Origin of the sequence: Paenibacillus sp. LBL (assembly GCF_029893715.1) — a bacterium.
In the GTDB taxonomy this organism is placed as follows: Bacteria; Bacillota; Bacilli; order Paenibacillales; family Paenibacillaceae; genus Paenibacillus_AQ; species Paenibacillus_AQ glucanolyticus.
Genome location: NZ_JARXYU010000023.1, coordinates 51982 through 76391 on the forward strand (window position 1 = coordinate 51982; position 24410 = coordinate 76391).

At 46.5% G+C, this 24410-nt stretch carries 38 protein-coding genes; 36 read left to right on the forward strand and 2 right to left on the reverse strand.

The genetic code is table 11. From position 1 onward, the window contains the following. The first annotated feature begins 2 nt into the window (after positions 1 to 2). From rpsC to M2277_RS28860, 33 genes are all read left to right on the forward strand, one after another. Positions 3 to 668 (forward strand): 30S ribosomal protein S3, encoded by a 666-nt coding sequence (rpsC, locus tag M2277_RS28700; protein ID WP_006212915.1) that lies wholly within the window; start codon positions 3 to 5, stop codon positions 666 to 668. 2 nt (positions 669 to 670) lie between these two features. After that, entirely contained in the window at positions 671 to 1105 is a 435-nt protein-coding gene (rplP, locus tag M2277_RS28705) for a 50S ribosomal protein L16 (protein WP_006212914.1), read from the forward strand. Then, positions 1095 to 1292 carry a 50S ribosomal protein L29 gene (rpmC, locus tag M2277_RS28710; RefSeq protein ID WP_006212913.1) on the forward strand — a complete coding sequence of 66 codons (198 nt, stop codon included), beginning with the start codon at positions 1095 to 1097 and terminating at the stop codon, positions 1290 to 1292. The genes rplP and rpmC overlap by 11 nt, the downstream gene beginning before the upstream one ends. 44 nt (positions 1293 to 1336) lie before the next feature. Continuing rightward, the gene (gene rpsQ, locus M2277_RS28715; protein WP_006212912.1) at positions 1337 to 1603 is read left to right on the forward strand and encodes a 30S ribosomal protein S17; all 267 of its coding nucleotides are present in this window, start codon (positions 1337 to 1339) and stop codon (positions 1601 to 1603) included. Between the two features lie 36 nt (positions 1604 to 1639). Then, complete coding sequence (gene rplN / locus M2277_RS28720) at positions 1640 to 2008, forward strand: 50S ribosomal protein L14 (RefSeq protein ID WP_006212911.1); 369 nt, start codon at positions 1640 to 1642, stop codon at positions 2006 to 2008. Between the two features lie 79 nt (positions 2009 to 2087). Next, on the forward strand, positions 2088 to 2444 hold the full coding sequence (rplX, locus tag M2277_RS28725; RefSeq protein WP_006212910.1) for a 50S ribosomal protein L24: 357 nt from the start codon (positions 2088 to 2090) through the stop codon (positions 2442 to 2444). A 28-nt stretch (positions 2445 to 2472) separates the two neighbouring features. Then, complete coding sequence (gene rplE, locus M2277_RS28730) at positions 2473 to 3015, forward strand: 50S ribosomal protein L5 (protein ID WP_280756222.1); 543 nt, start codon at positions 2473 to 2475, stop codon at positions 3013 to 3015. A 46-nt stretch (positions 3016 to 3061) separates the two neighbouring features. Beyond that, positions 3062 to 3247 (forward strand): type Z 30S ribosomal protein S14, encoded by a 186-nt coding sequence (locus M2277_RS28735; RefSeq protein ID WP_006037933.1) that lies wholly within the window; start codon positions 3062 to 3064, stop codon positions 3245 to 3247. Between the two features lie 33 nt (positions 3248 to 3280). Continuing rightward, positions 3281 to 3679: a 30S ribosomal protein S8 gene (gene rpsH, locus M2277_RS28740; protein ID WP_006212908.1), complete on the forward strand. Its 399-nt coding sequence runs from the start codon at positions 3281 to 3283 to the stop codon at positions 3677 to 3679. 29 nt (positions 3680 to 3708) lie between these two features. Then, positions 3709 to 4251, forward strand: coding sequence for a 50S ribosomal protein L6 (rplF, locus tag M2277_RS28745; protein WP_006212907.1), 543 nt, complete (start codon positions 3709 to 3711; stop codon positions 4249 to 4251). Between the two features lie 112 nt (positions 4252 to 4363). Beyond that, positions 4364 to 4732, forward strand: a complete 369-nt coding sequence (gene rplR / locus M2277_RS28750) for a 50S ribosomal protein L18 (protein ID WP_006212906.1) — start codon at positions 4364 to 4366, stop codon at positions 4730 to 4732. 26 nt (positions 4733 to 4758) lie between these two features. Next, positions 4759 to 5256 carry a 30S ribosomal protein S5 gene (gene rpsE, locus M2277_RS28755; protein WP_006212905.1) on the forward strand — a complete coding sequence of 166 codons (498 nt, stop codon included), beginning with the start codon at positions 4759 to 4761 and terminating at the stop codon, positions 5254 to 5256. 12 nt (positions 5257 to 5268) lie between these two features. Next, the gene (gene rpmD, locus M2277_RS28760; RefSeq protein WP_006212904.1) at positions 5269 to 5454 is read left to right on the forward strand and encodes a 50S ribosomal protein L30; all 186 of its coding nucleotides are present in this window, start codon (positions 5269 to 5271) and stop codon (positions 5452 to 5454) included. Between the two features lie 45 nt (positions 5455 to 5499). Continuing rightward, complete coding sequence (gene rplO / locus M2277_RS28765) at positions 5500 to 5940, forward strand: 50S ribosomal protein L15 (RefSeq protein ID WP_006212903.1); 441 nt, start codon at positions 5500 to 5502, stop codon at positions 5938 to 5940. Continuing rightward, entirely contained in the window at positions 5940 to 7238 is a 1299-nt protein-coding gene (secY, locus tag M2277_RS28770) for a preprotein translocase subunit SecY (protein WP_036638431.1), read from the forward strand. Before rplO ends, secY begins: the two co-directional genes overlap by 1 nt. 88 nt (positions 7239 to 7326) lie before the next feature. Further along, positions 7327 to 7971, forward strand: a complete 645-nt coding sequence (locus M2277_RS28775; RefSeq protein WP_006212901.1) for an adenylate kinase — start codon at positions 7327 to 7329, stop codon at positions 7969 to 7971. A 5-nt stretch (positions 7972 to 7976) separates the two neighbouring features. Next, on the forward strand, positions 7977 to 8729 hold the full coding sequence (gene map, locus M2277_RS28780; RefSeq protein WP_006212900.1) for a type I methionyl aminopeptidase: 753 nt from the start codon (positions 7977 to 7979) through the stop codon (positions 8727 to 8729). Positions 8730 to 8733: 4 nt separating this feature from the next. Next, positions 8734 to 9045, forward strand: a complete 312-nt coding sequence (locus tag M2277_RS28785; RefSeq protein WP_006212899.1) for a KOW domain-containing RNA-binding protein — start codon at positions 8734 to 8736, stop codon at positions 9043 to 9045. 2 nt (positions 9046 to 9047) lie between these two features. Beyond that, the gene (gene infA / locus M2277_RS28790; RefSeq protein WP_006212898.1) at positions 9048 to 9263 is read left to right on the forward strand and encodes a translation initiation factor IF-1; all 216 of its coding nucleotides are present in this window, start codon (positions 9048 to 9050) and stop codon (positions 9261 to 9263) included. Between the two features lie 131 nt (positions 9264 to 9394). Continuing rightward, entirely contained in the window at positions 9395 to 9508 is a 114-nt protein-coding gene (gene rpmJ / locus M2277_RS28795; protein ID WP_003333770.1) for a 50S ribosomal protein L36, read from the forward strand. Positions 9509 to 9528: 20 nt separating this feature from the next. After that, positions 9529 to 9897 (forward strand): 30S ribosomal protein S13, encoded by a 369-nt coding sequence (gene rpsM / locus M2277_RS28800; RefSeq protein ID WP_006212897.1) that lies wholly within the window; start codon positions 9529 to 9531, stop codon positions 9895 to 9897. A 19-nt stretch (positions 9898 to 9916) separates the two neighbouring features. Beyond that, on the forward strand, positions 9917 to 10312 hold the full coding sequence (rpsK, locus tag M2277_RS28805) for a 30S ribosomal protein S11 (RefSeq protein WP_006212896.1): 396 nt from the start codon (positions 9917 to 9919) through the stop codon (positions 10310 to 10312). A gap of 134 nt (positions 10313 to 10446) precedes the next feature. Further along, the gene (locus M2277_RS28810; protein WP_006212895.1) at positions 10447 to 11391 is read left to right on the forward strand and encodes a DNA-directed RNA polymerase subunit alpha; all 945 of its coding nucleotides are present in this window, start codon (positions 10447 to 10449) and stop codon (positions 11389 to 11391) included. A gap of 39 nt (positions 11392 to 11430) precedes the next feature. After that, a complete protein-coding gene (gene rplQ / locus M2277_RS28815; protein WP_006212894.1) occupies positions 11431 to 11796 on the forward strand; it encodes a 50S ribosomal protein L17 in 366 nt (121 codons plus the stop codon). A gap of 346 nt (positions 11797 to 12142) precedes the next feature. After that, positions 12143 to 12943, forward strand: coding sequence for a tRNA pseudouridine(38-40) synthase TruA (gene truA / locus M2277_RS28820; protein ID WP_280756223.1), 801 nt, complete (start codon positions 12143 to 12145; stop codon positions 12941 to 12943). Positions 12944 to 13174: 231 nt separating this feature from the next. Next, positions 13175 to 13612, forward strand: a complete 438-nt coding sequence (gene rplM / locus M2277_RS28825; protein ID WP_006212892.1) for a 50S ribosomal protein L13 — start codon at positions 13175 to 13177, stop codon at positions 13610 to 13612. A gap of 20 nt (positions 13613 to 13632) precedes the next feature. Continuing rightward, positions 13633 to 14025 (forward strand): 30S ribosomal protein S9, encoded by a 393-nt coding sequence (gene rpsI, locus M2277_RS28830; RefSeq protein WP_006212891.1) that lies wholly within the window; start codon positions 13633 to 13635, stop codon positions 14023 to 14025. Between the two features lie 314 nt (positions 14026 to 14339). After that, positions 14340 to 14783 (forward strand): MarR family winged helix-turn-helix transcriptional regulator, encoded by a 444-nt coding sequence (locus M2277_RS28835; RefSeq protein WP_006212890.1) that lies wholly within the window; start codon positions 14340 to 14342, stop codon positions 14781 to 14783. A 9-nt stretch (positions 14784 to 14792) separates the two neighbouring features. Continuing rightward, positions 14793 to 16442 (forward strand): MDR family MFS transporter, encoded by a 1650-nt coding sequence (locus M2277_RS28840; protein ID WP_006212889.1) that lies wholly within the window; start codon positions 14793 to 14795, stop codon positions 16440 to 16442. 189 nt (positions 16443 to 16631) lie between these two features. Further along, positions 16632 to 17324 carry a phosphoadenylyl-sulfate reductase gene (locus M2277_RS28845; RefSeq protein ID WP_006212888.1) on the forward strand — a complete coding sequence of 231 codons (693 nt, stop codon included), beginning with the start codon at positions 16632 to 16634 and terminating at the stop codon, positions 17322 to 17324. A 51-nt stretch (positions 17325 to 17375) separates the two neighbouring features. After that, on the forward strand, positions 17376 to 18545 hold the full coding sequence (gene sat / locus M2277_RS28850) for a sulfate adenylyltransferase (protein ID WP_280756224.1): 1170 nt from the start codon (positions 17376 to 17378) through the stop codon (positions 18543 to 18545). 71 nt (positions 18546 to 18616) lie between these two features. Then, positions 18617 to 19390: an N-acetylmuramoyl-L-alanine amidase CwlD gene (cwlD, locus tag M2277_RS28855; protein WP_006212886.1), complete on the forward strand. Its 774-nt coding sequence runs from the start codon at positions 18617 to 18619 to the stop codon at positions 19388 to 19390. Between the two features lie 62 nt (positions 19391 to 19452). Next, positions 19453 to 20559 (forward strand): Mrp/NBP35 family ATP-binding protein, encoded by a 1107-nt coding sequence (locus M2277_RS28860; protein ID WP_280756225.1) that lies wholly within the window; start codon positions 19453 to 19455, stop codon positions 20557 to 20559. Between the two features lie 65 nt (positions 20560 to 20624). Here M2277_RS28860 and gerD read toward each other — a convergent pair whose 3' ends face one another. Further along, positions 20625 to 21335: a spore germination lipoprotein GerD gene (gene gerD, locus M2277_RS28865; protein WP_148246402.1), complete on the reverse strand. Its 711-nt coding sequence runs from the start codon at positions 21333 to 21335 to the stop codon at positions 20625 to 20627. A gap of 160 nt (positions 21336 to 21495) precedes the next feature. On the opposite strand from gerD, the gene M2277_RS28870 reads away from it, so the two are divergent. Continuing rightward, positions 21496 to 22089, forward strand: a complete 594-nt coding sequence (locus M2277_RS28870) for a KinB-signaling pathway activation protein (RefSeq protein ID WP_036638446.1) — start codon at positions 21496 to 21498, stop codon at positions 22087 to 22089. A 60-nt stretch (positions 22090 to 22149) separates the two neighbouring features. Here the strand turns inward: M2277_RS28870 and pdaB are convergent, their stop codons facing one another. Further along, complete coding sequence (pdaB, locus tag M2277_RS28875) at positions 22150 to 22953, reverse strand: polysaccharide deacetylase family sporulation protein PdaB (RefSeq protein ID WP_280756226.1); 804 nt, start codon at positions 22951 to 22953, stop codon at positions 22150 to 22152. A gap of 94 nt (positions 22954 to 23047) precedes the next feature. Here pdaB and M2277_RS28880 point away from each other — a divergent pair, with 94 nt between their 5' ends. Further along, positions 23048 to 23665, forward strand: a complete 618-nt coding sequence (locus M2277_RS28880) for a stage II sporulation protein M (protein WP_036638449.1) — start codon at positions 23048 to 23050, stop codon at positions 23663 to 23665. A 209-nt stretch (positions 23666 to 23874) separates the two neighbouring features. After that, positions 23875 to 24105 (forward strand): hypothetical protein, encoded by a 231-nt coding sequence (locus tag M2277_RS28885; protein ID WP_006212879.1) that lies wholly within the window; start codon positions 23875 to 23877, stop codon positions 24103 to 24105. Positions 24106 to 24410 lie beyond the last annotated feature (305 nt).

The window sequence follows — 24410 nt, forward strand, 5'->3', positions numbered from 1 at the left end:
GTGTGGGCCAAAAGGTAAATCCAGTAGGACTCCGTATCGGTATTATCCGTGATTGGGAATCCAAATGGTATGCAGGCAAAGACTTCGGTGATCTTTTGCTGGAAGACGTGAAAATCCGTGAATACCTGAAAAATAAATTGAAAGACTCCGCTGTATCCCGTATTGAAATCGAGAGAGCGGCAAATCGTGTGAACGTGACGATCCACACTGCGAAACCAGGTATGGTTATCGGTAAAGGTGGTTCCGAAGTAGAAGTACTGCGCGGACAAGTGACTAAAATTGCCGGCGGTAAAAAAGTTCACATCAACATTTCTGAAATCAAAAACCCTGAACTGGACGCAATTCTTGTTGCTGAAAGCATTGCTCAACAGCTGGAACGTCGTGTATCTTTCCGTCGTGCGCTGAAGCAAGCAATCCAAAGAACGATGCGCTCTGGAGCAAAAGGGATTAAAACATCAGTCAGCGGACGTCTTGGCGGAGCCGAGATTGCTCGTACGGAAGGCTACAGTGAAGGAACTGTTCCACTTCATACGCTTCGTGCAGACATCGACTACGGTACAGCAGAAGCGCATACGACTTACGGCCGTATCGGCGTGAAAGTATGGATCTATCGTGGAGAGGTTCTTCCTACGGCTAAGAAACAAGCTGCTCAGGAAGGAGGCAACTAATCATGTTGGTACCAAAACGTGTAAAACACCGCAAACAACAGCGCGGCCATATGAGAGGCCAAGCTAAAGGCGGTACGGAAGTAAGCTTCGGCGAATTTGGCTTGCAAGCTACTGAACCAGGTTGGATTACTAACCGTCAGATCGAAGCTGCGCGTATCGCGATGACTCGTTATATTCGCCGTGGCGGTAAAGTATGGATTAAGATTTTCCCAGATAAGCCGATTACTCAAAAGCCTCTCGAGGTGCGGATGGGTAGCGGTAAAGGTAACGTTGAGAAATGGGTTGCCGTTGTAAAACCAGGCAAAATCATGTTTGAACTTGGAGGCGTGTCTGAGGAGATCGCCCGCGAAGCGATGCGTCTCGCCGCTCACAAGCTGCCTGTTAAAACGAAGTTTGTGAAACGTGAAGAAGTGGGTGGTGAAGCAAATGAAAGCTAATGAACTGCGCAACTTAACCACTGCAGAAATCGAGCAAAAAATCTCCGGATTTAAAGAGGAACTCTTTAACCTCCGTTTTCAGTTGGCTACTGGCCAACTTGATAACCCAACTCGGATTCGTGATGTTCGCAAAGAAATAGCTCGTGCTAAAACCGTTATCCATGAAAGAGAACTTGGGATTAGTTAATGAAACAGAAACGATTGTTCTGTATTCAGGAAGGAGGCTAACAAATGAGCGAAGAACGTAATGCTCGTAAAGTGCAAATCGGTAAGGTTGTCAGCGATAAAATGGATAAAACCGTTGTTGTAGCTGTTGAAACTTATAAGAAGCATGACTTGTATCACAAGCGCATTAAATACACGAAGAAATTTAAAGCGCATGATGAAAACAATGAAGCTCAAATCGGAGATACCGTTAAAATCATGGAAACTCGCCCTCTATCCAAAGACAAACGTTGGAGACTGGTAGAAGTGGTTGAAAAAGCGGTTATCATCTAAGATATGATCAGTTTTCGATGGAAGGAGGAAATTTAAATGATTCAACCATTTACACGTTTAGCTGTTGCTGACAACTCCGGTGCGAAGGAACTGATGTGTATCCGCGTATTGGGTGGTACTGGTCGTCGTACAGCTCAAATCGGTGATTTGATCGTATGTTCCGTCAAACAAGCAACACCAGGCGGCGTTGTCAAAAAGGGTGATGTAGTAAGAGCGGTAGTCGTTCGTACGAAACGTTCTGTTCGTCGTAAAGACGGATCTTACATCTCATTTGACGAGAATGCAGCTGTTGTTGTTAAAGACGACAGAAGCCCACGCGGAACTCGTATTTTCGGACCAGTTGCTCGCGAACTTCGCGAAAGAGACTACATGAAAATCGTTTCCTTGGCTCCGGAAGTAATCTAATATAACACCCCAAAAAGTGACGTAACTTTTCGGGAACCCGATAAATAGTTGAACTGGCTAGTCATAGGAGGTGTAACGAATGCCTAAAGTGAAAAAAGTTCTGGAATCCCATAGCAACAAACTGCACGTGAAAAAAGATGATACAGTTATCGTCATCAGCGGTAAAGACAAAGGCAAAAAAGGCCGTGTCATCGCAGCGTACCCTCGTGAAAATCGCGTTTTGGTTGAAGGTGTGAACATGATCAAAAAACACCAAAAGCCAAACCAAATGAACCCACAAGGCGGTATCATCGAGAAGGAAGCTCCGATCCATGTATCGAACGTTATGCACGTTGATCCGAAGAGCGGAAAAGTAACCCGTATCGGTTACAAAGTACTGGACAACGGCAAAAAAGTTCGCGTAGCAAAAAGATCCGGAGAAGTTATTGATAAATAAGACGGTTGAGAAAGGAGGTCCTTGAATCATGGCAGCAAGAATGAAAGAATGTTTTTTGAACGAAGTAACTCCTGCTCTGATGCAGAAGTTTAGCTATAAGACAGTAATGCAAGTACCAAAAATCGAGAAAGTGGTTGTCAACATGGGTGTTGGTGACGCAGTATCCAACTCGAAAGTACTTGATTCCGCTGTAAACGACATGCAGCTGATTGCTGGTCAAAAACCGGTTATCACCCGTGCGAAGAAATCCATCGCGGGATTCAAACTCCGTGAGAACATGCCAATCGGTGTGAAAGTAACACTGCGCGGTGAGCGTATGTACTACTTCCTCGACAAGCTGTTCAACGTTACACTTCCACGTGTACGTGACTTTCAAGGCGTGTCCACCAAAGCATTTGACGGACGCGGTAACTATACGCTCGGTCTGAAAGAGCAACTCATTTTCCCTGAAATTGAGTATGACAAAGTGGATAAAGTTCGCGGTATGGATATCGTTATCGTAACGACTGCTAAAACCGACGAAGAATCCCGTGAACTGCTTGCTCAACTGGGCATGCCTTTCGCGAAATAAGACGGTTGTCCTTTTCTCCGAAACTATTTAGGAGGTGTCAGGCTAAGTGGCAAAAACTTCGATGAAAGTTAAACAACAACGTACACCGAAATTCAAAGTACGGGCATATACCCGTTGTGAACGTTGTGGTCGCCCACATTCGGTACTGCAGAAGTTTAAAGTTTGCAGAATTTGTTTCCGTGAATTAGCTTATAAAGGCCAGATTCCTGGCGTGAAAAAAGCAAGCTGGTAAGAAGTTTATAAACGGGAAGGAGGTTTATCCTACATGACTATGTCCGATCCAATTGCAGATATGCTAACTCGTATTCGTAACGCGAACACGGTTCGCCACGAAACAGTAGAAATGCCTGCTTCGACAATTAAGAAACAAATCGCTGACATTTTGAAGCGTGAAGGTTTCATCCGTGATGCGGAGTTTGTAGAAGACAATAAACAAGGGATCATTCGTGTATTCCTGAAATATGGTTCTAACAACGAACGCGTAATCACAGGTCTGAAAAGAATTAGCAAACCAGGTCTTCGCGTTTACACGAAGAGCAACGAAGTACCTCGTGTACTTGGTGGTTTGGGTATTGCGATCATCTCCACGTCTAAGGGAGTTATGACCGACAAAGAAGCTCGTCAATCCAAAGCTGGCGGAGAAGTTCTCTGCTACGTATGGTAATCAACGTCACAAGATAGGAGGTGTAATGAATGTCCCGTATTGGTCGTAAACCAATTGCTATTCCAAATGGTGTGGAAGTCACACTGGATAACACTGTAATTACTGTTAAGGGGCCTAAAGGAACCTTGACTCGTGAACTGCATAAAGACATGCAAATTACAGTAGAAAACAACGAGATCAATGTTGTTCGTCCTTCCGACAACAAAACACATCGCTCTCTTCACGGCACGACCCGCAGCGTTGTCTCAAACATGGTCAACGGTGTAACTGAAGGATTCTCGAAAAACCTTGAGTTGGTCGGTGTTGGATACCGTGCAAGCAAATCCGGAGATAAAATCGTTCTGAACGTGGGCTACTCCCACCCAGTTGAAATCACACCGGAAGCTGGTATCGAATTTGATGTACCGGTAAATACAAAAATCACCGTTCGCGGTATCGATAAAGAGCGCGTAGGTGCTTACGCTGCTAAGATCCGTTCCGTACGCGAGCCTGAGCCTTATAAAGGTAAAGGGATTAAATACGAAGGTGAACGCATTATCCGTAAGGAAGGTAAAGCTGGTAAGAAGAAGTAAGGTTAGCTAACCGGGGATTCGCCTGGTGGATAACTAACCTCTTCTCCCATACTTACCCGATGCGTCTAAAAGTGAAGCTCTTAAGGCAAAACTGAAGGGAGGAAATGGAAGCATGATTACGAAACAAGACAAGAACAAAGCTCGCTTGAAAAGACACCTGCGTGTCCGTAAGAAAATCCAGGGCACAGCTGAACGTCCACGTCTGAACGTGTTCCGTTCTTCGAAACACATCTATGCTCAACTGATTGACGACGTGGCTGGCGTAACTTTGGCATCAGCTTCTACGCTTGATAAAGAATTGGCTGGCGACATTAAGAACGGTGGAAGCGTTGAATCCGCTCGTAAAGTCGGCGAACTCGTTGCAAAACGTGCTGCAGACAAAGGTCATAAATCGATCGTATTCGATCGTGGTGGATATTTGTACCATGGACGTATTCAAGCTCTTGCAGAGGCAGCTCGCGAGGCAGGCCTTGAATTCTAAGATATTTTCAAAAGGAGGTAAACGACTTGCGTGTAGATCCTAACACTTTAGAACTGACTGAAAGAGTAGTAAACATTAACCGCGTTGCTAAAGTTGTAAAAGGCGGACGTCGCTTTAGCTTTAGTGCACTGGTAGTTGTCGGTGATGGCAAAGGTTGGGTAGGAGCAGGTATCGGTAAAGCAGGCGAAGTACCGGATGCAATCCGCAAAGGTATTGAAGATGCTAAGAAAAACCTGATTCACATTCCACTTGTTGGAACCACTATTCCTCACCTCGTAACAGGTCACTTCGGAGCAGGCCGAGTATTATTGAAGCCAGCATCTGAAGGTACTGGAGTTATCGCTGGCGGTCCTGTTCGTGCAGTACTCGAACTGGCTGGTGTAGGCGACATTTTGACAAAATCTCTAGGTTCTTCGAACTCCATGAACATGGTCAATGCGACTTTGGAAGGGTTATCCCGCCTGAAGCGTGCTGAAGATGTTGCCAAGCTTCGCGGCAAATCCGTCGAAGAGCTGTTGGGTTAAGGAGGGAATCTCATGGCTAAACTTGAAATCACCCTCGTACGCAGCGTGATTGGTCGTCCAGAAGATCAGCGTGCAACCGTGAAAACACTCGGTCTTCGCAAAATCAACCATTCCGTTGTTCAAAGCGACAACGCTGCAATTCGCGGAATGATCAAGAAAGTAAATCACCTGGTTTCTGTTAAAGAAATCGAAGGTTAATCCCGGGTTGTTTTTCCCGGACATATTAAGGAGGTGCAACGAACGATGAAGTTACATGAGCTGAGCCCAGCACCTGGATCCCGCAAAGAACGCAAGCGCGTTGGACGCGGTACTAGTAGTGGTACGGGTAAAACGTCGGGTCGCGGTCACAAAGGACAAAACTCTCGTTCCGGCGGTGGTGTACGTCCAGGCTTCGAAGGTGGACAGAACCCATTGTATCGTCGTCTTCCGAAGCGCGGTTTCGTAAACCCAACTCGGAAAGAGTACGCGATTGTGAACATCGAAGAACTTAACAGCTTTGCAGCAGGTACTGAAGTGACTCCAGAAGTTTTGGTTGAGAGCGGTATTGTTAACAATACAAAGAGCGGAATCAAAATTCTTGGCAACGGTGAAGTTACCGTTTCTTTGACTGTAAAAGCTAATAAGTTTTCTCAATCTGCGGTAGAGAAGATCGAGGCTGCCGGCGGTAAAACCGAGGTGATCTAATGTTTAAGACCCTGAAAAATATATGGCGTGTCGAGGAGCTTCGCAAACGGATTATATTCACCTTGTTCGTTCTGATTATTTTCCGTATTGGATCCTTTGTTCCGGTTCCCGGTGTTAACAAAGATGTCTTTACACAGACGAATCAGGCAGGTAACGAGTTGTTTGGTCTTCTTAACACGTTCTCGGGGGGCGCGCTATCGCAGTTTTCGATTTTCGCCCTTTCGATATTTCCATATATTACTTCGTCCATTATCGTACAGTTGCTGTCGATGGACGTCATTCCAAAGTTTGCGGAATGGAACAAACAAGGGGAACACGGGAAGAAGCAGTTGGCTCAAATTACTCGTTATGGTACGGTAATATTGGGATTGATTCAGGCCTTCGCAATGTCCGTCGGTTTTAACCGTATGTACGGCGCAGAAATGGTTCCTGGAGCGACGTTTATCGACTACGTTGTAATTGCGATCGTGCTTACCGCAGGTACATCATTCTTGATGTGGCTCGGTGAACAGATAACGGAACGCGGAATCGGTAACGGTATTTCGATCATTATCTTTGCTGGTATCGCTGCTGGTATTCCGATGCACATTCGGACAACGATCGAATCGAACTTCATTCAGGATGGTCAAGTGTTCATGAACACTTTGAAAGGTCTTATTATCCTTCTGATTTTGATTCTGATCATTACCGGTGTTGTATTCATTCAGCAAGGTATCCGTAAAATTCCGGTTCAATACGCCAAGCGTGTTGTAGGAAACAAAATGTACGGCGGACAGAACACTCACATTCCACTTAAGATTAACGGAGCAGGCGTTATTCCGGTAATCTTTGCGATGTCACTGCTGCAGTTCCCGGTCATTCTCGCCAGCTTCTGGGGACACATGAGTTGGGCGAAATGGATTACGGCGAACCTGGCTTATGACAGTCCGCTTGGAATGGTGCTGTATGTGCTCATGATCATTGGTTTCACGTTCTTCTACACCTTCGTGCAGATGAACCCTAACCAAATGGCTGACAATATGAAGAAGAACGGCGGCTATGTTCCAGGCATTCGCCCTGGTAAAGCTACCGAGAAGTACCTGACTCGGGTTATGACCCGTTTGACCATGACAGGAGCCCTGTTCCTGGCCGTGATCTCTGTACTTCCGGTATTCTTCGGATCACTTGCAGGTCTTCCACGTACGGTTCAGATCGGCGGTACATCACTCTTGATCGTTGTTGGTGTTGCACTGGACACGATGAAGCAGATCGAAAGCCAATTGATCAAACGTCATTACAAAGGTTTTATCAATAAATAGGCGATAGGTTCCGGCGAGTGGTCAGTCTGCTTCCCGGCGCCTATTGTGTTGTTCTTGCTAGTCAATCAAGGGGAGGGAGTGACGTAAGGTGAACATCTTATTCATGGGTCCTCCTGGGGCAGGAAAAGGAACACAAGCAGAAAACATCGTGAATGAATTCGGAATTCCTCATATCTCAACAGGCGATGCATTTCGTCTGGCGATTAAACAAGGAACTCCCATCGGGATTAAAGCGAAGGAATTCATGGATCAGGGTCTGCTGGTACCGGATGACGTAACGATCGGTATTGTGGAAGAACGTCTGCAGCAGTCCGATTGCGAAAAAGGTTTTTTATTGGACGGTTTTCCAAGAACCCTTTCGCAAGCGGAAGCGCTGGATGACATTCTCGCCCGCTTGAATACAGGTCTCAATCACGTCATCAACCTGAAAGTTGATCGTGAAAAGCTTCTGGCTCGCCTTACTGGTCGCCGGATTTGCAAAAACTGCGGTTCGACTTATCATGTGATCTTTAATCCTCCTAAACAGGAAGGCATTTGTGATAAATGCGGCGGCGAATTGTACCAACGCTCCGATGATAACGAAGAGAGCGTCGGCATTCGTTTAGACGAATATATCAACAAAACAGCACCACTCCTCACGTTTTATGAGAACAAAGGTCTTTTGCGTCAAATCGACGGTGATCAGGAAATCGACGCGGTTTCCGCACAAATTGCGTCTATACTGAGAGGTTAAGCATAATGATCATTTGTAAATCCGAAACGGAACTGAGCTTGATGAGAGAAGCAGGAAGGATCGTGGCGGAATGCCACAAACTCCTTGCCGCTCATGTTGAACCGGGCATTACAACCGGGGAACTGGACCTAATGGCCGACAAGTTCATTCGAAGCCAAGGCGCTGTGCCATCTTTTAAAGGCTACAACGGATTTCCTTCCAGCATTTGCGCATCAGTCAACGAAGAATTGGTGCATGGATTTCCAGGCAAACGCAAATTAATCGAGGGCGATATCGTTACGTTTGATATCGGTGCACAGTACCAGGGTTACCACGGTGACTCGGCATGGACCTACGCTGTAGGAGAGATTTCCGAAGAAGCCCAGCGTCTGCTGGACGTAACGGAAGGATCGCTCTATGCTGGACTTGCGCTAATCAAACCTGATGTCCGCTTGTTTACGATTTCTCATGCCATACAGCGTCATATCGAGGATGCAGGTTTCTCTGTTGTCCGGGAATACGTTGGTCATGGTGTGGGTACCGATCTGCATGAGGATCCGCAAATTCCGAACTATGGCATACCTGACCGCGGTCCAAGACTCAAACCGGGCATGGTGCTCGCGATTGAGCCGATGGTCAACGCGGGTAAACGGAATGTGAAGACGCTGGAAGACAACTGGACGGTTGTAACGGTAGACGGCTCGCTATGTGCCCACTTCGAGCACACGGTGGCAGTCACTCCGGATGGCATGGAAATTTTGACGAAGCTGCCGGAATAGGGTGATGGACTTGAATAACGAAATCACGTTTCAGACCGGACAGATCGTTAAGATACTGAAAGGCAGAGATGCCGGTCAGTATGCCGTTATCGTCTCAATTGAGGACAGCAGGTTCGTGTGGATCGCGGATGGAGACAAACGCAAGTTTGACGGAGCGAAGAAGAAGAATGTTCTTCATCTGGAGCCCCTATCCATCATCAGCAGTGAAGTGGTAAACAGTTTGCAAGAAAGCGGTCGGGTCACAAACGGTAAGCTGCGTTTTGCACTGAGCCGGTTTGTATCCGATAAATCCAAGGCAAATCAGAAAGGAGACTAACTGTGGCTAAAGAAGATGTCATTGAAGTCGAAGGGACGGTCATTGAGCCGTTGCCGAATGCTACCTTTAAAGTCGAGCTGGAGAATGGTCATCAGATTCTCGCTCATGTATCCGGGAAGCTGCGGATGCACTTTATCCGTATCCTTACAGGAGACAAAGTGGTTGTTCAACTCTCGCCGTATGATTTAACCAAAGGTCGTATCACGTACCGTAAATAGATTCAAGGTTCCCCTGGGGAATCAAGGAAAGCTGCGAAGCGGTTTTACTGACGTAAAACTCAGCAGCGGTTACAAACTACTTTAGTTTCGAAGCTGGTTTTACAACGTAAAACTACGAGGAGGTAATTAGCATGAAGGTAAGACCTTCTGTAAAGCCTATTTGCGAAAAATGCAAAGTCATTCGCCGCAAAGGGAACGTAATGGTTATCTGTGAAAATCCGAAACACAAACAAAAACAAGGTTAAAGAAGGGGGTGTAGCGTAAAATGGCTCGTATAGCTGGTGTGGATTTGCCACGTGACAAACGCGTTGAGATCGCCTTGACTTACATTTTCGGAATCGGTAAAACGACTTCCCAGAAAGTATTGAAAGAAACTGGAATCAATGCGGACACTCGTGTCCGTGATTTGACAGAAGATGAAGTCAGCAAATTGCGCGAAACGATCGACGGTATGGTTAAGGTTGAAGGTGACCTGCGTCGTGAAATTTCCTTGAATATTAAACGTCTCACGGAGATCGGCTGCTACCGCGGTATTCGTCACCGTCGTGGATTGCCTGTTCGTGGTCAACGTACTAAAACGAATGCTCGTACACGTAAAGGTCCTCGTCGTACCGTAGCGAACAAGAAGAAATAAGAAAGGGGGATAATAGACAATGGCTAAACCAAAAAAAGTCGTACGTACTAAACGTCGTGACCGCAAAAATATTGAAAGTGGCGTGGCTCATATTCGCTCCACATTCAACAATACAATCGTAACGATTACGGATCCTCACGGAAACGCGATTTCTTGGGCAAGCTCCGGCGGCCTTGGATTTAAAGGTTCCCGTAAGTCGACCCCGTTCGCTGCGCAAATGGCTGCTGAATCAGCTGCCAAAGCGGCTATGGAACACGGTATGAAAGCGGTGGAAGTAATGGTTAAAGGTCCTGGTGCTGGTCGTGAAGCAGCAATTCGTTCTCTGCAAGCAGCAGGTCTCGAAGTAAACCTGATCAAAGACGTTACACCAATTCCACATAACGGATGCCGCCCACCAAAACGTCGTCGCGTATAATGAAGTCATCCTGTTAATGTGGTATAAATCCGTTGCAATCTGCTAATAATGGTTGTTTAGGCATACTACTACATGGATTACTGGATAAGATGACAGTTTCATATAGGAGCGACGTTTGAAGGAGGGGTACTTGCGTGATTGAAATCGAAAAGCCGAAAATTGAGACCGTTGATGTCAATGAAGAAGGAACCTATGGGAAATTCGTTGTTGAGCCTCTAGAGAGAGGATACGGCACGACGCTGGGGAACTCGCTTCGCCGCATCCTGCTGTCCTCACTCCCGGGCGCTGCAGTTACATCGATTCAAATCGATGGCGTACTTCATGAATTTTCCACGATTCCGGGTGTCATGGAAGACGTGACCGAAGTCATCCTGAACCTGAAAGCTTTGTCTCTGAAAATTCATTCCGATGAAGAGAAAGTGTTCGAGATTGATGCGGAAGGTGAAGGGGTTGTTACTGCTGGTGATATCCGTGCGGATAGTGATGTGGAGATTCTGAATCCAGATCTTCATATTGCAACGCTCGGCCCTGGTGCAAGACTTCATATGCGTATTTTTGCCAGTCGCGGTCGTGGCTATGTCCAGGCGGATCGGAACAAACGCGATGACCAGCCTATCGGCGTCATTCCCGTCGATTCGATCTACACTCCGATTAGCCGTGTGAACTACGGCGTGGAAAATACGCGTGTTGGTCAAGTGACTAACTACGACAAACTGACGCTTGAAATTTGGACGGATGGCAGCATTCGCCCAGAAGAAGCCGTTAGTCTCGGCGCGAAAATCTTGACCGAGCATCTGTTCCTCTTCGTGGGTCTGACCGACGAAGCCAAGGATGCAGAGATCATGGTTGAGAAAGAAGAAGACAAGAAAGAAAAAGTGCTTGAAATGACGATCGAAGAGCTGGATCTTTCCGTTCGTTCCTACAACTGCTTGAAACGTGCTGGCATTAATACGGTACAAGAGCTGACTACGAAAACCGAAGAGGATATGATGAAAGTCCGGAACCTCGGACGCAAATCCTTGGAGGAAGTTCAAGAGAAGCTTGAAGAGTTGGGCCTGGGACTTCGTACGGAAGAATAGCATAGATTCGGCTTAGCTTAGCAAAGGAGGGAAAAACACATGGCATACCAAAAGTTGGGCCGCGATTCCAGTGCGCGTAAAGCGTTGTTCCGTGACCTGGTAACCGACCTTTTCTTATATGAACGCATTCAAACGACAGAAGCCAAAGCGAAAGAAGTTCGTTCGATCGCTGAGAAACTGATCACAAAAGCAAAAAAAGGTGATCTGCACGCTCGTCGTCAAGTAGCTGCATTCGTGCGTCGTGAAACAGTAGATGGCGAACAAGATGCAATTCAAAAATTGTTCTCCGAAATCGCTCCACGTTACTCCGAGCGTCCAGGCGGATACACTCGTATCCTGAAGCTGGGTCCTCGTCGTGGTGACGCAGCTCCAATGGTTTTCTTGGAACTGGTGGATCGCGCGTAATTTAGCTTTGTTCCATTGAAGTGACTGTAGTTATGTATGCCCGGCTCTGTAGAGGTTTATTCTTAGAGCCATGAACGGGAAGTGGTGCGAGATATAGTCGATCATCTGGTTCGACTCGTCTCGACTACTCCATGGGCAGTAATAACGGGGACCTTCTAGTCATGTGGCTGACTCGAAGGGTTCGGCTTAACATGATGAAAAGGAGCTCCTATGGGGCTCTTTTTTTGATAATGTGTATTGGCTTTAGGCTGGTATCCCAATAGCTCCGAATAAGTGAAGGCGTCAAAACGCCTCAGTAGAACGAGCCTTGGAAATACTGAGCTAAAAAGCACTCAGGAGGCCAGCAATGCGTAATCTTCTGATGAGGGTCAGTTACGACGGTACCGATTATAACGGCTTTCAGACCCAGCCCGGTGGCCACACGATTCAGGATTATTTGGAGGAAGCAATTCATCGCTTGTCCGGAGAACAGCTCAAGATTACTGCTTCTGGCCGGACGGATGCTGGGGTGCATGCACGCGCCCAAGTATTCAATTTCTACACAGCTTCTCCAATTCCCTTGGAGCGTTGGTGTATGGCATTAAACACCTGGTTGCCGGAAGATATCGTAGTTTCGGATGCGATGGAGGTACCTATGGAATTTCATTCCCGCCATGCAGCCAAACGCAAAACCTACCGCTATACGATCAATGCGAATCAGCATCCGGACTTATTCAATCGCCGCTATCAGATCCATCATTATGGACAACTAGATATCCCAGCGATGGAGCAGGGACTTCGTCATCTGATCGGAACGTATGATTATACAACGTTTGCGTCGCGGAAGTCGACGAAATCGTCCCATGTACGAACTATATTTGATGCCTGGTTTGAGAGGGATACCTCGATGTGCCGCCCCGGCACTAGAGATCAGGGGGTCATTCATACGTACTTATCCGGGAATGGGTTTCTGCAGCATATGGTTCGAATTATCATGGGCACGCTGATTGAGGTCGGGGAAGGCAAGCGTCATCCGGATGATATGAAGATCATACTGGAGGCCAAGAACCGGGCAGCAGCCGGGCCTACAGCCATGGGCAAGGGCCTGATGTTGTGGGAAGTGGAATACGATATCACCGGGAATGAGAATCCGCTTCAGGAATTCTGATGTTCCGGCGGTAATGCGCAAGGTTTCAGGTAGTAAACCTAAAAAACACTTGCGTAAGTGGGCGTAATCCTGTATTATATAAGTTGTGTTTTCTTAACGGCTCACCCACAGCCCCGGTTAAGAAAATGCCGATTGCAAGACTGCAACACCATGACAATGCTTTACACATGAACGAAGATAAATGATGAAAATTAATGATGATTTTCGGACGAATACAAGGAGGAACTATACATGCGTACCACCTATATGGCGAAGCCAAATGAAGTTGAGCGCAAATGGTACATCGTTGATGCCGAAGGCAAGACGCTTGGCCGTTTAGCAAGTGAAGTTGCGGCTTTGATCCGCGGCAAACATAAGCCTCAATTCACTCCACATGTTGACACAGGGGATTTCGTGGTTGTTATCAATTCCGAGAAGATCCACCTCACTGGCAAAAAGATGGAGAACAAGAAATACTATCGTCACTCCCTGCACCCAGGTGGATTGAAAGTAACTGTTGCTCAAGACCTGATTGCTAAATACCCAGAGCGTGTAATCGAAAGTGCGGTTCACGGCATGCTTCCTAAAACTCGCATGGGCGAAAAAATGAAGCTGAGACTGAAAGCATATGCAGGCGCAGCGCATCCACATGAAGCACAAAAACCAGAAGCTTACGAACTTCGCGGTTAATTAAAAAGGAGGACAGTTTCATGGCACAAGTACAATACTATGGGACAGGTCGTCGTAAACATTCGGTAGCACGTGTACGCCTCGTACCGGGTGAAGGACGAATTGTCATCAATAAACGTGATATTAATGAGTACTTCGGTTTGGAAACACTCAAACTGATCGTTAAACAACCTTTGAATCTGACAGAAACACTGGGCAAATATGACGTGCTTGTCATCGCACACGGTGGCGGCATCTCCGGTCAAGCTGGAGCAATCCGTCACGGTATCTCCCGTGCTCTTCTGAAAGCAGATCCTGAATTCCGTCCTTCTCTGAAAAGAGCTGGATTCCTGACACGCGACCCACGTATGAAAGAACGTAAAAAATACGGTCTTAAAGCAGCTCGTCGCGCACCTCAGTTCTCGAAACGTTAATATTCTCGATCTACGAAGCTCTTGGCCAATTATGGTCAAGAGCTTTTTTATGTTTGTCCACAATGATATGCACATAACCGCAGGTGAAGCATGTGATATCACATCAAATAAAACAGGTTGTGCACATGATGTGCACAACCTGAGGATATAGGAACCGATTGCACCTCCATTCCGCTGAAAATGACATCCATCACCACTTGACTTGATATGTAAATAGAGATATATTAATAAATGCAAATTAATTAAGTACTTAAATAATTAATATTTAATCATTAATTGATTAAATGATTTTGAATGTGGTAAGGGGGATATTGTTGGATAAAAGTGAACAGATTTTCAAAGTATCATCTATGTTTCGTGCCCTGCTAAAGAACATATCGCAGGAATGGAAGAAATCAGGTGCCGGAAAGTACAATGTCACATACCCACAATTTCAAGTGTTGTATGTTTTAAAATTGCGGGGGCCGCAAAAGGTATCTGATCTTGCAGAGGCCTTGTCCTTGACCCCACCGGCAATTACGGGGCTGACGGATAAATTGGTCGCAGAAGGATATCTGCAGAAAGAGCGTGCTGAGGATGACCGCAGAGTCGTGAATATCACGATCATGGAGTCCGGGCTTGAGATCATTAGAAGTGTGAAAAGAGATCAAAAAGAAGTGATTCAGGGGTTCTTTGACAATCTCTCTGAAGAAGACATAGAGCATCTAAATCGGATTTTTTCCTTGATGCTGTCAAACATAGATAATCAAAATGGGTAGAGGTGGAGCATGGAGCATTTAACGCTTAAACGTAAAGTTTCAATTATGGTAGCCATTATGGCCGCAATGTTCTTCGCAGCCATTAACCAGACGATAACAAGCACGGCAATGCCGCGAATTATCGCTATTCTTGATGGCATGGATTATTATACATGGACCATCAACATTTATTTGCTGACATCAACCATAGCAACGATACTGGTTGGTAAGCTGTCTGATATGTTTGGACGTAAACCGTTCATCTTAATAGGTATATTATTTTTTATGTTGGGGGCCTTTCTAACGGGTACATCAACAGATGTGTACCAATTCATCATATACCGCGGTATTCAGGGTATTGGTGCCGGTATAATCCAATCGACAGCATTTATGTCTGTCGGTGACTTATTCCCACCTCGAGAACGTGGTAAGTGGATGGGACTCATGACAGCCGTATTCGGCTTCTCCAGTGTCCTTGGACCAACTCTTGGCGGATACCTGGTAGATAACATTGAGTGGCGCTGGTTATTCTGGATCTTCCTGCCGCTGGGCGTGGTAGCCTTTATCATGATCTGGTCGTTATTTCCGAAGGTTGAGCGCAAGACAGGACAGTCCGTTGACTATCTGGGCTCCTTGTTTCTTACAACTTCCATCGTTCCCTTGCTGCTTGCTTTCTCTTGGGCGGGCACGGAGTACCCTTGGGGGTCACCGGAAATTATCGGTCTTATAGCAGGCTCGGTTGTATCGGCCCTCATCTTTATTTTTATCGAGATGAAAGCCAAAGAGCCGATTCTGCCCCTCAGTTTGTTTAAGAACAGCGTAGTTACGGTATCCAATCTGATTGGATTCTTTATGAACTTTGGTTTGATGGGTGCCATGATTTATATATCCTTCTATGTTCAGGGCGTACTTGGTATCTCACCAACATATGCGGGTTATGTAACCATACCTATGTCGATTTTCATGATGGGTATGAGTGCGATAGCAGGCCAGCTTATTGCTAAGAGCGGTAAGTATAAACGCTATGCACTTATTGGAGTTCCAATAATGATGGTGGGTATGGGCATTATGGTGTTCATGGACAATATCTGGCTTACTGTGATCAGTACCGTGATTTTCGGTATCGGTTTAGGTCTGGGCATGCCGGTCTTCTCTTTAGCAACTCAGAATGCGGTATCTCACCAGGAGCTTGGCGTGGCAACGGCTTCGTCTCAATTGTTCCGTAATCTTGGAGGTACAATTGGTATCGCGGTTATGGGTACGGTTATGTCGAATAATCTGACGAAGAACCTGAAGGAATCACTTCAATCGGCTAATGCGCCGGATTTTAGCTCTGTGGATCCGCAGCTAGCGCAGCAGTTGCTGTCCTTCGCCAATCCGCAGACACTGATGAATAAGCCGCTCATCGAGCAGACACAGGCAAATCTTCCTGCTGATGTACAGCCTTTATTCGTGCAAATGATCGACACGATCCGTGATGCGCTTGGGAATACATTGTCCATGGTGTTCCTGACAGGTACGGTAGTTCTGGCAGTAGCACTGCTGCTTGTCTTCTTCTTGAAGGAAATTCCGCTGCGAACGACAAATCAGGCACCTGCTCCAAAATCCGAGGACACGGATGGAAAAGGTTCCAGTCCTGTTGCCGCCAAAGCTGCAGAGGCAACCGTGGCAGTAGACTAAGTTTGCTATTTGTCAAAATGTTTGGAAATTGGGGTAACATGAAGACCTTTCCTGCTAGTGCAGGAAAGGTTTTTTCGTTTTTAAAGGTGTCGATTTGATGGTTGACATTTATTAGGATTGTTTTATACTGTATTTAATTCATATTATTTCAGTAGGATTATCGGGATTAATAACGGGGGAGGCATAATCATGAATTTGCTGGAGAAAGAAGATTTAATCAGAGTGCAGGCAGAAGAGCTTGAGCATGCAACGGCTGAGGAAGTCATAGCATTTGCGATCAAGACATTTCCCAATATAACGTTCGCTTGCAGCTTTGGAGCAGAAGATGTGGTATTGGTGGATATGATTCAGAAGATCAGCCCATCAACAGATATTTTCTATCTGGATACCGATTTTCATTTTAAGGAGACCTATGAAACTCGGGACCGGATGGCAGAGCACTACAGCTTGGAGTTTGTAAAGGTATCTCCTCTCATTACGCCGGAAGAACAGGCAGCTCAGTTTGGGGAAGAACTGTGGAGGGTTAGCCCGAACGAGTGCTGTAACATTCGTAAGGTAGAGCCGCTCACTCGGATTCTGTCCCAGTATGAAGCGTGGATTACAGGAATCCGCAGGGATCAAGCTCCGACTCGTGCCAATTCGAAGAAGATCGAATACGATACGAAGTTTGGTTTGGTCAAATTCAATCCCATTGCAGCTTGGACAAGTGAAGATGTGTGGAATTATATCCGTGCTAACGATATTATCTACAATCCGCTTCATGATCAGAATTATCCGAGCATTGGCTGTGAGTATTGCACACGGCAGGTCTTTCCTGGGGAAGATCCGCGTGCAGGACGCTGGTCAGGACATGAGAAGACGGAATGCGGACTTCATAAATAAGAATCCATTAATGATGTTAATTCATTCATAGCAACAGAGGAGGAATCATTCATGACAGCCATACTCCCTCATGGAGGTACGCTGGTACAGCGGGTAGCCCACGGAGAAGAGCGTGACGTTATATTGAAGCAGGCAGACACTTTGTCTAAGATATCTGTTAACGCCTGGAGCATATCGGACCTGGATCTCATTGGAGTCGGGGCATTTTCGCCATTGCAAGGGTTTCTTAACGAGTTGGACTATAAGTCAGTCATATCCACGATGCGTTTATCTAATGGCACGGTGTGGAGCATTCCAGTCACACTGGCTGTTGATGAGGATACAGCGGCTAGCCTCGTTGTAGGCGAGAAAGCTGCGCTGGTAGGAGAAGAGGACGGTGTGATCTACGGCGTTATCGATGTAGAGAGCATCTATCAGGTAGATCAGCAAGTCGAGGCTGTTCAAGTATTTAAGACAGACGATCCGGAGCACCCTGGTGTAAAGAAACTTTTTGAACGATCTGCAATCTACGTAGGAGGCCCCATTCAAGTTTTGAACCGCCCGCAGCCGGCAAGGTTTGGGGAGTTTTATTTTGATCCGGCAGAAACCCGTGAACAATTCAGAGCCAAGGGCTGGAATACGATTGTCGGTTTTCAAACACGTAACCCGGTTCATCGTGCACATGAGTACATCCAGAAGAGTGCAATGGAAATTGTGGATGCACTTTTTTTAAACCCGCTTGTGGGGGAAACCAAATCAGACGATGTCCCTGCTAATGTACGAATGAAGAGTTATCTGACATTGCTGGAGAATTACTATCCTGAGGATCGTACCTTTCTGGGTGTATTCCCGGCTGCGATGCGTTACGCAGGGCCTAGAGAAGCTATTTTTCATGCGATCGTTCGGAAAAACTATGGATGTACCCACTTTATCGTCGGCCGGGATCACGCGGGGGTTGGCGATTATTACGGTACCTATGAAGCGCAGGAAATTTTCAGAAACTTCACGGCGGAAGAGCTTGATATTACACCTCTTTTCTTCGAACACAGCTTCTTCTGCACAACCTGTGGAAACATGGCCTCAAGCAAAACATGCCCGCATCCAAAAGAGAATCATCTGACCTTGTCCGGAACCAAGGTGCGTGGTTTGCTCCGGGAAGGTCTCTGTCCGCCGCCGGAATTCACACGTCCGGAAGTTGCTCAAGTGCTGATAGAGGGTATGAAAGAACAGATCACGGTATAACAGAAGGTATAAATAGCCACCTTGTCCCATATGATGGAGTAGAACAACTCATGGGACGAGGTGGTTTTGTTATGTCCAGGCGGAGATCGGACAAGGTTACGGTGTGGATATCGTTGAAGAGAATCAAGCAAACCATAATAGGGATTGCGCTGCTGGCACTGCTCATTATCGTGGTGACGTACGAAATCCCAACTGCCAAAACGTCCAATACCTGGAGTTTGCCGCTTTCCGGCAAAGTCATCGCACTCGATGCAGGACATGGTGGGCCTGATGGTGGGGCGGTAAGCCGGCAGGGTGTCATCGAGAAGGATGTGAACTTGGCCATAACCCTCTATTTACGTGATTACTTGCAGCAGGCCGGAGCTCTTGTCATCCTGACAAGAGAAGGAGACTACGACCTCGCTGCAGAAAGCACGAAGGGGTATTCCAAACGGAAAACAGAGGATCTCAAGCAGCGTGTGCGGAAGATTGAAGACAGCAAGGCGGATATGTTTATCAGCATGCATCTGAACAGCATTCCGTCTAATCGCTGGAGAGGGGCACAGACGTTTTTTCCTCCGAATAATGGGGACAGCAAAAAGCTGGCTGAATTAATCCAGGATGAGATCAGGAACAATCTGGAGAACACGCAGCGTCTGGCAAAAACGGACGATAAAATATTTTTGCTGCAAGCTCTGCGCATGCCGTCTGCGCTGGTGGAGGTAGGTTTCTTGTCCCATCCACAGGAATCCGAACTGCTCAGGGATGAGAAATATCAGAGAATGGTCGCAGCTTCCGTCTACAAAGGAATTTTGCGTTATTCCTCCGGCGATTCCATCAGCGAGTCGTCACAAGCTGCAGAGTAATGGTATAATAGACGCGATATTGAAACATTGTCTATTCCATTACATAGAGCAGAGGTGCTTATATGCTGACTAGAGAAACGGTACAGGAGATACTCCAGCCTTTACGTGATCCCGAAACTGGGAAGAGCTTGATGGAGCTCCAGCGTATTCGTGATATTGTTGTAAAGGAAAGCACGGTGCGGTTATCTGTGATTTACAGCAGTGAAGATGTACGCGCTTACCTGGAAGCGCAGATCCGAGAAATCCTTGAAGCCATGGGGGCGGAAGATATTCATATCCGAATGCGCCCTCTTGACAGTAATGCAGGTGGACCTGCGCGTGCTAAAGAGCCAAGCAATGAGGACAAGTTGACGAAGGGACATGCTGCCGGCATGGAGGATAACACTCTCCTGAGCGAGCAGTCAGGGATCCATTTTATTGCGGTAGCCAGCGGTAAAGGCGGGGTAGGCAAATCCACCGTTACTGTGAATTTGGCTGCTGCCTTGGCTCGTCAAGGCAAGAAGGTAGGATTGATTGATGCTGATATTTATGGGTTCAGCGTGCCAGACATGATGGGGATTGAAGAGGGGCCAACCGTGACCGAAGACGGCGTGATTATTCCGGTTGAGCGTTTTGGTGTCAAAGTCATGTCGATGGGTTTCTTCATCCGCGAGAACAGTCCTGTGATTTGGCGTGGACCGATGCTTGGCAAAATGCTTCGTCAGTTCTTCAGTGATGTCGCGTGGGGCGAACTGGATTACATGCTGCTGGATCTCCCTCCAGGCACAGGTGATGTCGCTCTTGATGTGCATCAGATGATTCCACAGAGTAAAGAGATTATCGTAACGACTCCGCATGCAACCGCCGCATTTGTTGCAGCCAGAGCAGGTGCAATGGCATTGCAGACCGATCATGAAATACTGGGTGTTGTGGAGAATATGTCATACTACGTATGTGCGCACGGTGGGGAGAAGGATTATGTATTTGGCCGTGGAGGCGGCGGAAAGCTGGCCGAGACACTTCATACCGAACTGCTCGCGCAGCTTCCGTTAGGAGGACCGGACAATCACCCTTCCGAGCCGGATTTCTCTCCATCCGTTTATAAATCGGGAACAGAGAGTGCAGTCATTTATGATGAAGTAGCCAGAAGAATTACGTCCAAGCTTGAAGACAACAACGAGCGCAAATAAATTACTGATGTATATAAACAACAAGCTCCCATACAGGGAGCTTGTTGTTGTTTGAAGCTATGTGTCTAACCTCCGCCACCGCTTTCACCGCTCTCTTCTCCACCTTCGCCGCCATTCTCACCGCTTCCGCCACCGCTGCCCTGCTCGCCCTGCGCTTGACCTTCACCCTGTTTCTTTTTCTCTACCTTAGGCTGAAGCTCTTCCTTCACCACCGACTTGAGCAGCTCCAGAACCTCCATACGGAAGAGCGGATTTTGCATGGCTTCCTGCATTACGGTCATGGACTGTTTGCGATAGTCCGGCGTATTGGTCAGTTCAAGAAACGATTTCATGACATCCGGCGATTTCAGCATATCCTGAATGGCCTTTTGATACGTTGGATCTTTAATCAGCTGCATATGGAGCTGTTTGCTTTCGGAATTGATCGCTTTGGCAAAATCACCGGCAAATTTAGGGTCGGTCATAATCTTTTCGATTTCTTTTTTATACTCGTCCGACACTAGTGTATCCTTAACAGCCGTACGAATCTGTTCACCCGATTGAGCGGAAATCATCCGCATTCCCATCGACCCACTGCTGGAGGTACCTCCAGATCCACTGCCAAGCGCCTCTTCGACTGCCTTTTTTCCTTCGTCAGTTTTCAGAATGTCGACCACCATGGATTTGATTTCTTTATATCCAAGCTGCGGGGACGAGCTTTGTTCTGCACCACAAGCGGTAAGCACCATGGCAGCAACGAAGACGATAAAACATAAACGAAATAACGGCCACTTCATTACCGTTGTCCTCCTTTTGTCTTCTGTATAAGTACATCGATACATGTTTTCTTACGGTTCTACGGATAGTATGCGATGGTTTTGCGGAAATATGTCGGATTCAGAATGGTTTTTTATTGTGAACGTTGGTAAAATAATGATCTGTGGGGGTGGAAGTTAGTTGAGCTTACGAAAGTGGTCTAAATTATTTTTGAAAACGCTGCTCGTTGGAGCAGTTGCTGCATTAATTGTAGGTCTGATACTGCAGCTGTTTAATGGTGCGATCGAATTCACAGGATGGGCCGATGTATTAATATACCCGTTGATTTTGTTAGGCTCGGGGGCGCTCGTGAGTGTGTATTCCCAGATGGGCTTTTTTGCATACCTGACTCTGAATTATATGGGGATAGGCATATTCCGCAGGAAGACCTGGCAATACATTCAGATTGTGCTCGCTGTTCTTGCATTACTGGAGCTGATGTTCTTCCGTACTTTCGTCGGGGGTTCAACAAGCTTACAGCAGGATTTGATTTTGGGAATCGCAATTCTGATTATCGCAGTTATGGTTGCTTATCTAAAAGTGAAGAGCACGAATGCTAATGCGTGGATTCCAACTCTCTTCTTTATGATGGCGATTTCCATTGTCGAGATTATCGGGGTACTCCAGATCGGAGTAAGCAACGCGACCATATTTATGGTGGTACCCTTGCTGATCTGTAATGCATACCAGATTCTGACGCTTCATAAAGTTACACAAGACGAAAAAAAGAGCTAATGCCATAGCTCTTTTTTTGTTAATCAATATGAGGTTACAGGGGGATACGAAGCATTAATCTTATAGTCCGCCAGCATCTTCAATTCTCTTCTGCAATGAAGCCTGATCTCGAACCTCCGTGCCTTGGGTGCTTCCTTGTTGAAGCAAGTCCGTTACTGTAACGAACTCATACCCCTGGTTGCGGAGCTCTTTAATGATCAGAGGCAGTGCCTCATGCGTCTGCTTTACGGAGTCGCTGGCATGCATCAGCACAATATCGCCCGGATGTGCTTTGGAGGTCACGCGCTCCACAATTTTATCTACGCCGATGTTCTTCCAGTCTCTGGAATCCGTATCCCATTGAATAACCGTATAGTTCAGGCTTTGCGCGATGCTGAGAACTCTTTTGTCAAAATCTCCATTCGGCATTCGTATTAATTTGGGTTCTTGTCCCGTCATTGCGGTTAAAATAGTATGTGCCGAGGTAATCTGCTTGCGGATCTCTTCATCAGTGAGGGTGCTGTAGTTGTCGTGCTTGAAGCCGTGACTCCCGATTTCATATCCGTTTTCCTTAATCGTATTGACAATATCGGGATGTGTTTTGCTCCATGGTGCAGACAGGAAGAAGGTTGCTTTCTGAACACCATTGTCTTTTAAGGCCTGTAAAATGGGTTCTGCGCGTTTTTCACCCCAACTGATGTCAAAGGTTAAGGCAATTTGTTTCTTGTCCGTAGACACGCTGTAAATCGCTGACGGGTTGTTCTCGGAGAAGACCGAGATGTTATCGCTCTCCACATAGATAACGCCGATTGCAAAGACAGCCGCGGCAAGAACGAAGAAAAACCGCTTAATCTTCCTGCCGTTGAATACATAAAAAGAATTCATAATACGTGCGCCCCTCTCCCTTCAGTGTGCAATAGCTTGTTTACTTTCAACATATGCTCGTACTTGTGAGTTATACCAATTTAGGAGGTTGCGAATGTTACGATTTAGCATTTTTCTTAAGGACTTAAAATCAATCAGGAAGGCGCTGCTGCTATCGACCGTCTTATTTATAGCTGGAATTGTGGCGGGATGGAGTTCGGAAGGATTCGAACAATTCCTCAAAAGCCAGCTGCAAGGATTGGGTGAGATCAGCCAGCAACTGGGCGCTTCCGATAATCCGGAATGGAACTTTTTTGTTTTTATCTTTCTGAACAACAGCATTAAGAGCGTGCTGGTCATGTTCTCGGGACTGCTGCTGGGTGTTATTCCATTTTTCTTCCTGATCATCAATGGGATGGTTATTGGATTTTTACTTAAAGTAGTGGAGGCAAGCGGAGAGAGTTTGTTTGATTTGATCGTGAAAGGGCTGCTTCCGCATGGAATTATCGAGATACCGGTCATTGTCATCGCTTGCGGATATGGTCTTGCTTTTGGCGGGCTGGTGCTTAGAAGTCTTGGTGGCATCTTTGCAGGAAGTGAACGCAGAAGCGGGATAGGCGCGGAGTGGCGCGGCTTTTGGCGCAAGCTGGGTACTGCATCTCTGTGGGTGGTTCTATTGCTGCTTGCTGCTGCGATTATAGAAAGTACAATTACGTTGTGGCTCATGTCATAATTTTCCCGGAAAGTGTGCATACCTAATAAAGCAGCTTAACAGAGTGAAGAGATCAGCTGCGTGAGCAAAAGAAGTTCATCAGGTGCAGACAGCGTATATTCGGTTTAAAGATTCCGCCCCAAACGGTGAATCACCTTTACATAGGCAAGAGCAGCTTTATTCCGAGTGAGACGTTACTTGTTCACCTAACTATATAAGGAGGTCCTATCATGCTGGGAATGCTATTCAACGAAAAAGAGTGCAAAGAGCTTGATTACGTACTGCGAAAAGAACTGGATGAAATGCTGCTGGATTTGAGCGACCAACGATTGGACCACAACATCAGGCAAGCCATCGCTAACCGATATAAAACGGTATTCCGCATGTATGCCCGATTCGCCCCACAGAAAGAACTCTCCAAATATGCACGTAACGGGAAGTTTCCGCAAATCAAACATTAATATTGAGAAAAAGTGTTGACTAAACTGCTCAGTATATGGTAAATTAATTTTCGCTTCCTTTTCGAAGGTGATGCCGCCAACCGGCGGCCATCAAACTTCAAAACAAACATCAAAAACTTTTTTTAAAAAAAGTGCTTGCAAAGTTGATAGGAAGTGTGATACATTATAAAAGTCGCCGCTGAGATGCGGATGACGAAAAAGAAACACAGATTGATCTTTGAAAACTGAACAACGAGTGAGTAAAACGGACCACTTCGGTGGAACGTTGAAATAGAGAATTGAACAAATTCTCGTCAGTTTCTAAA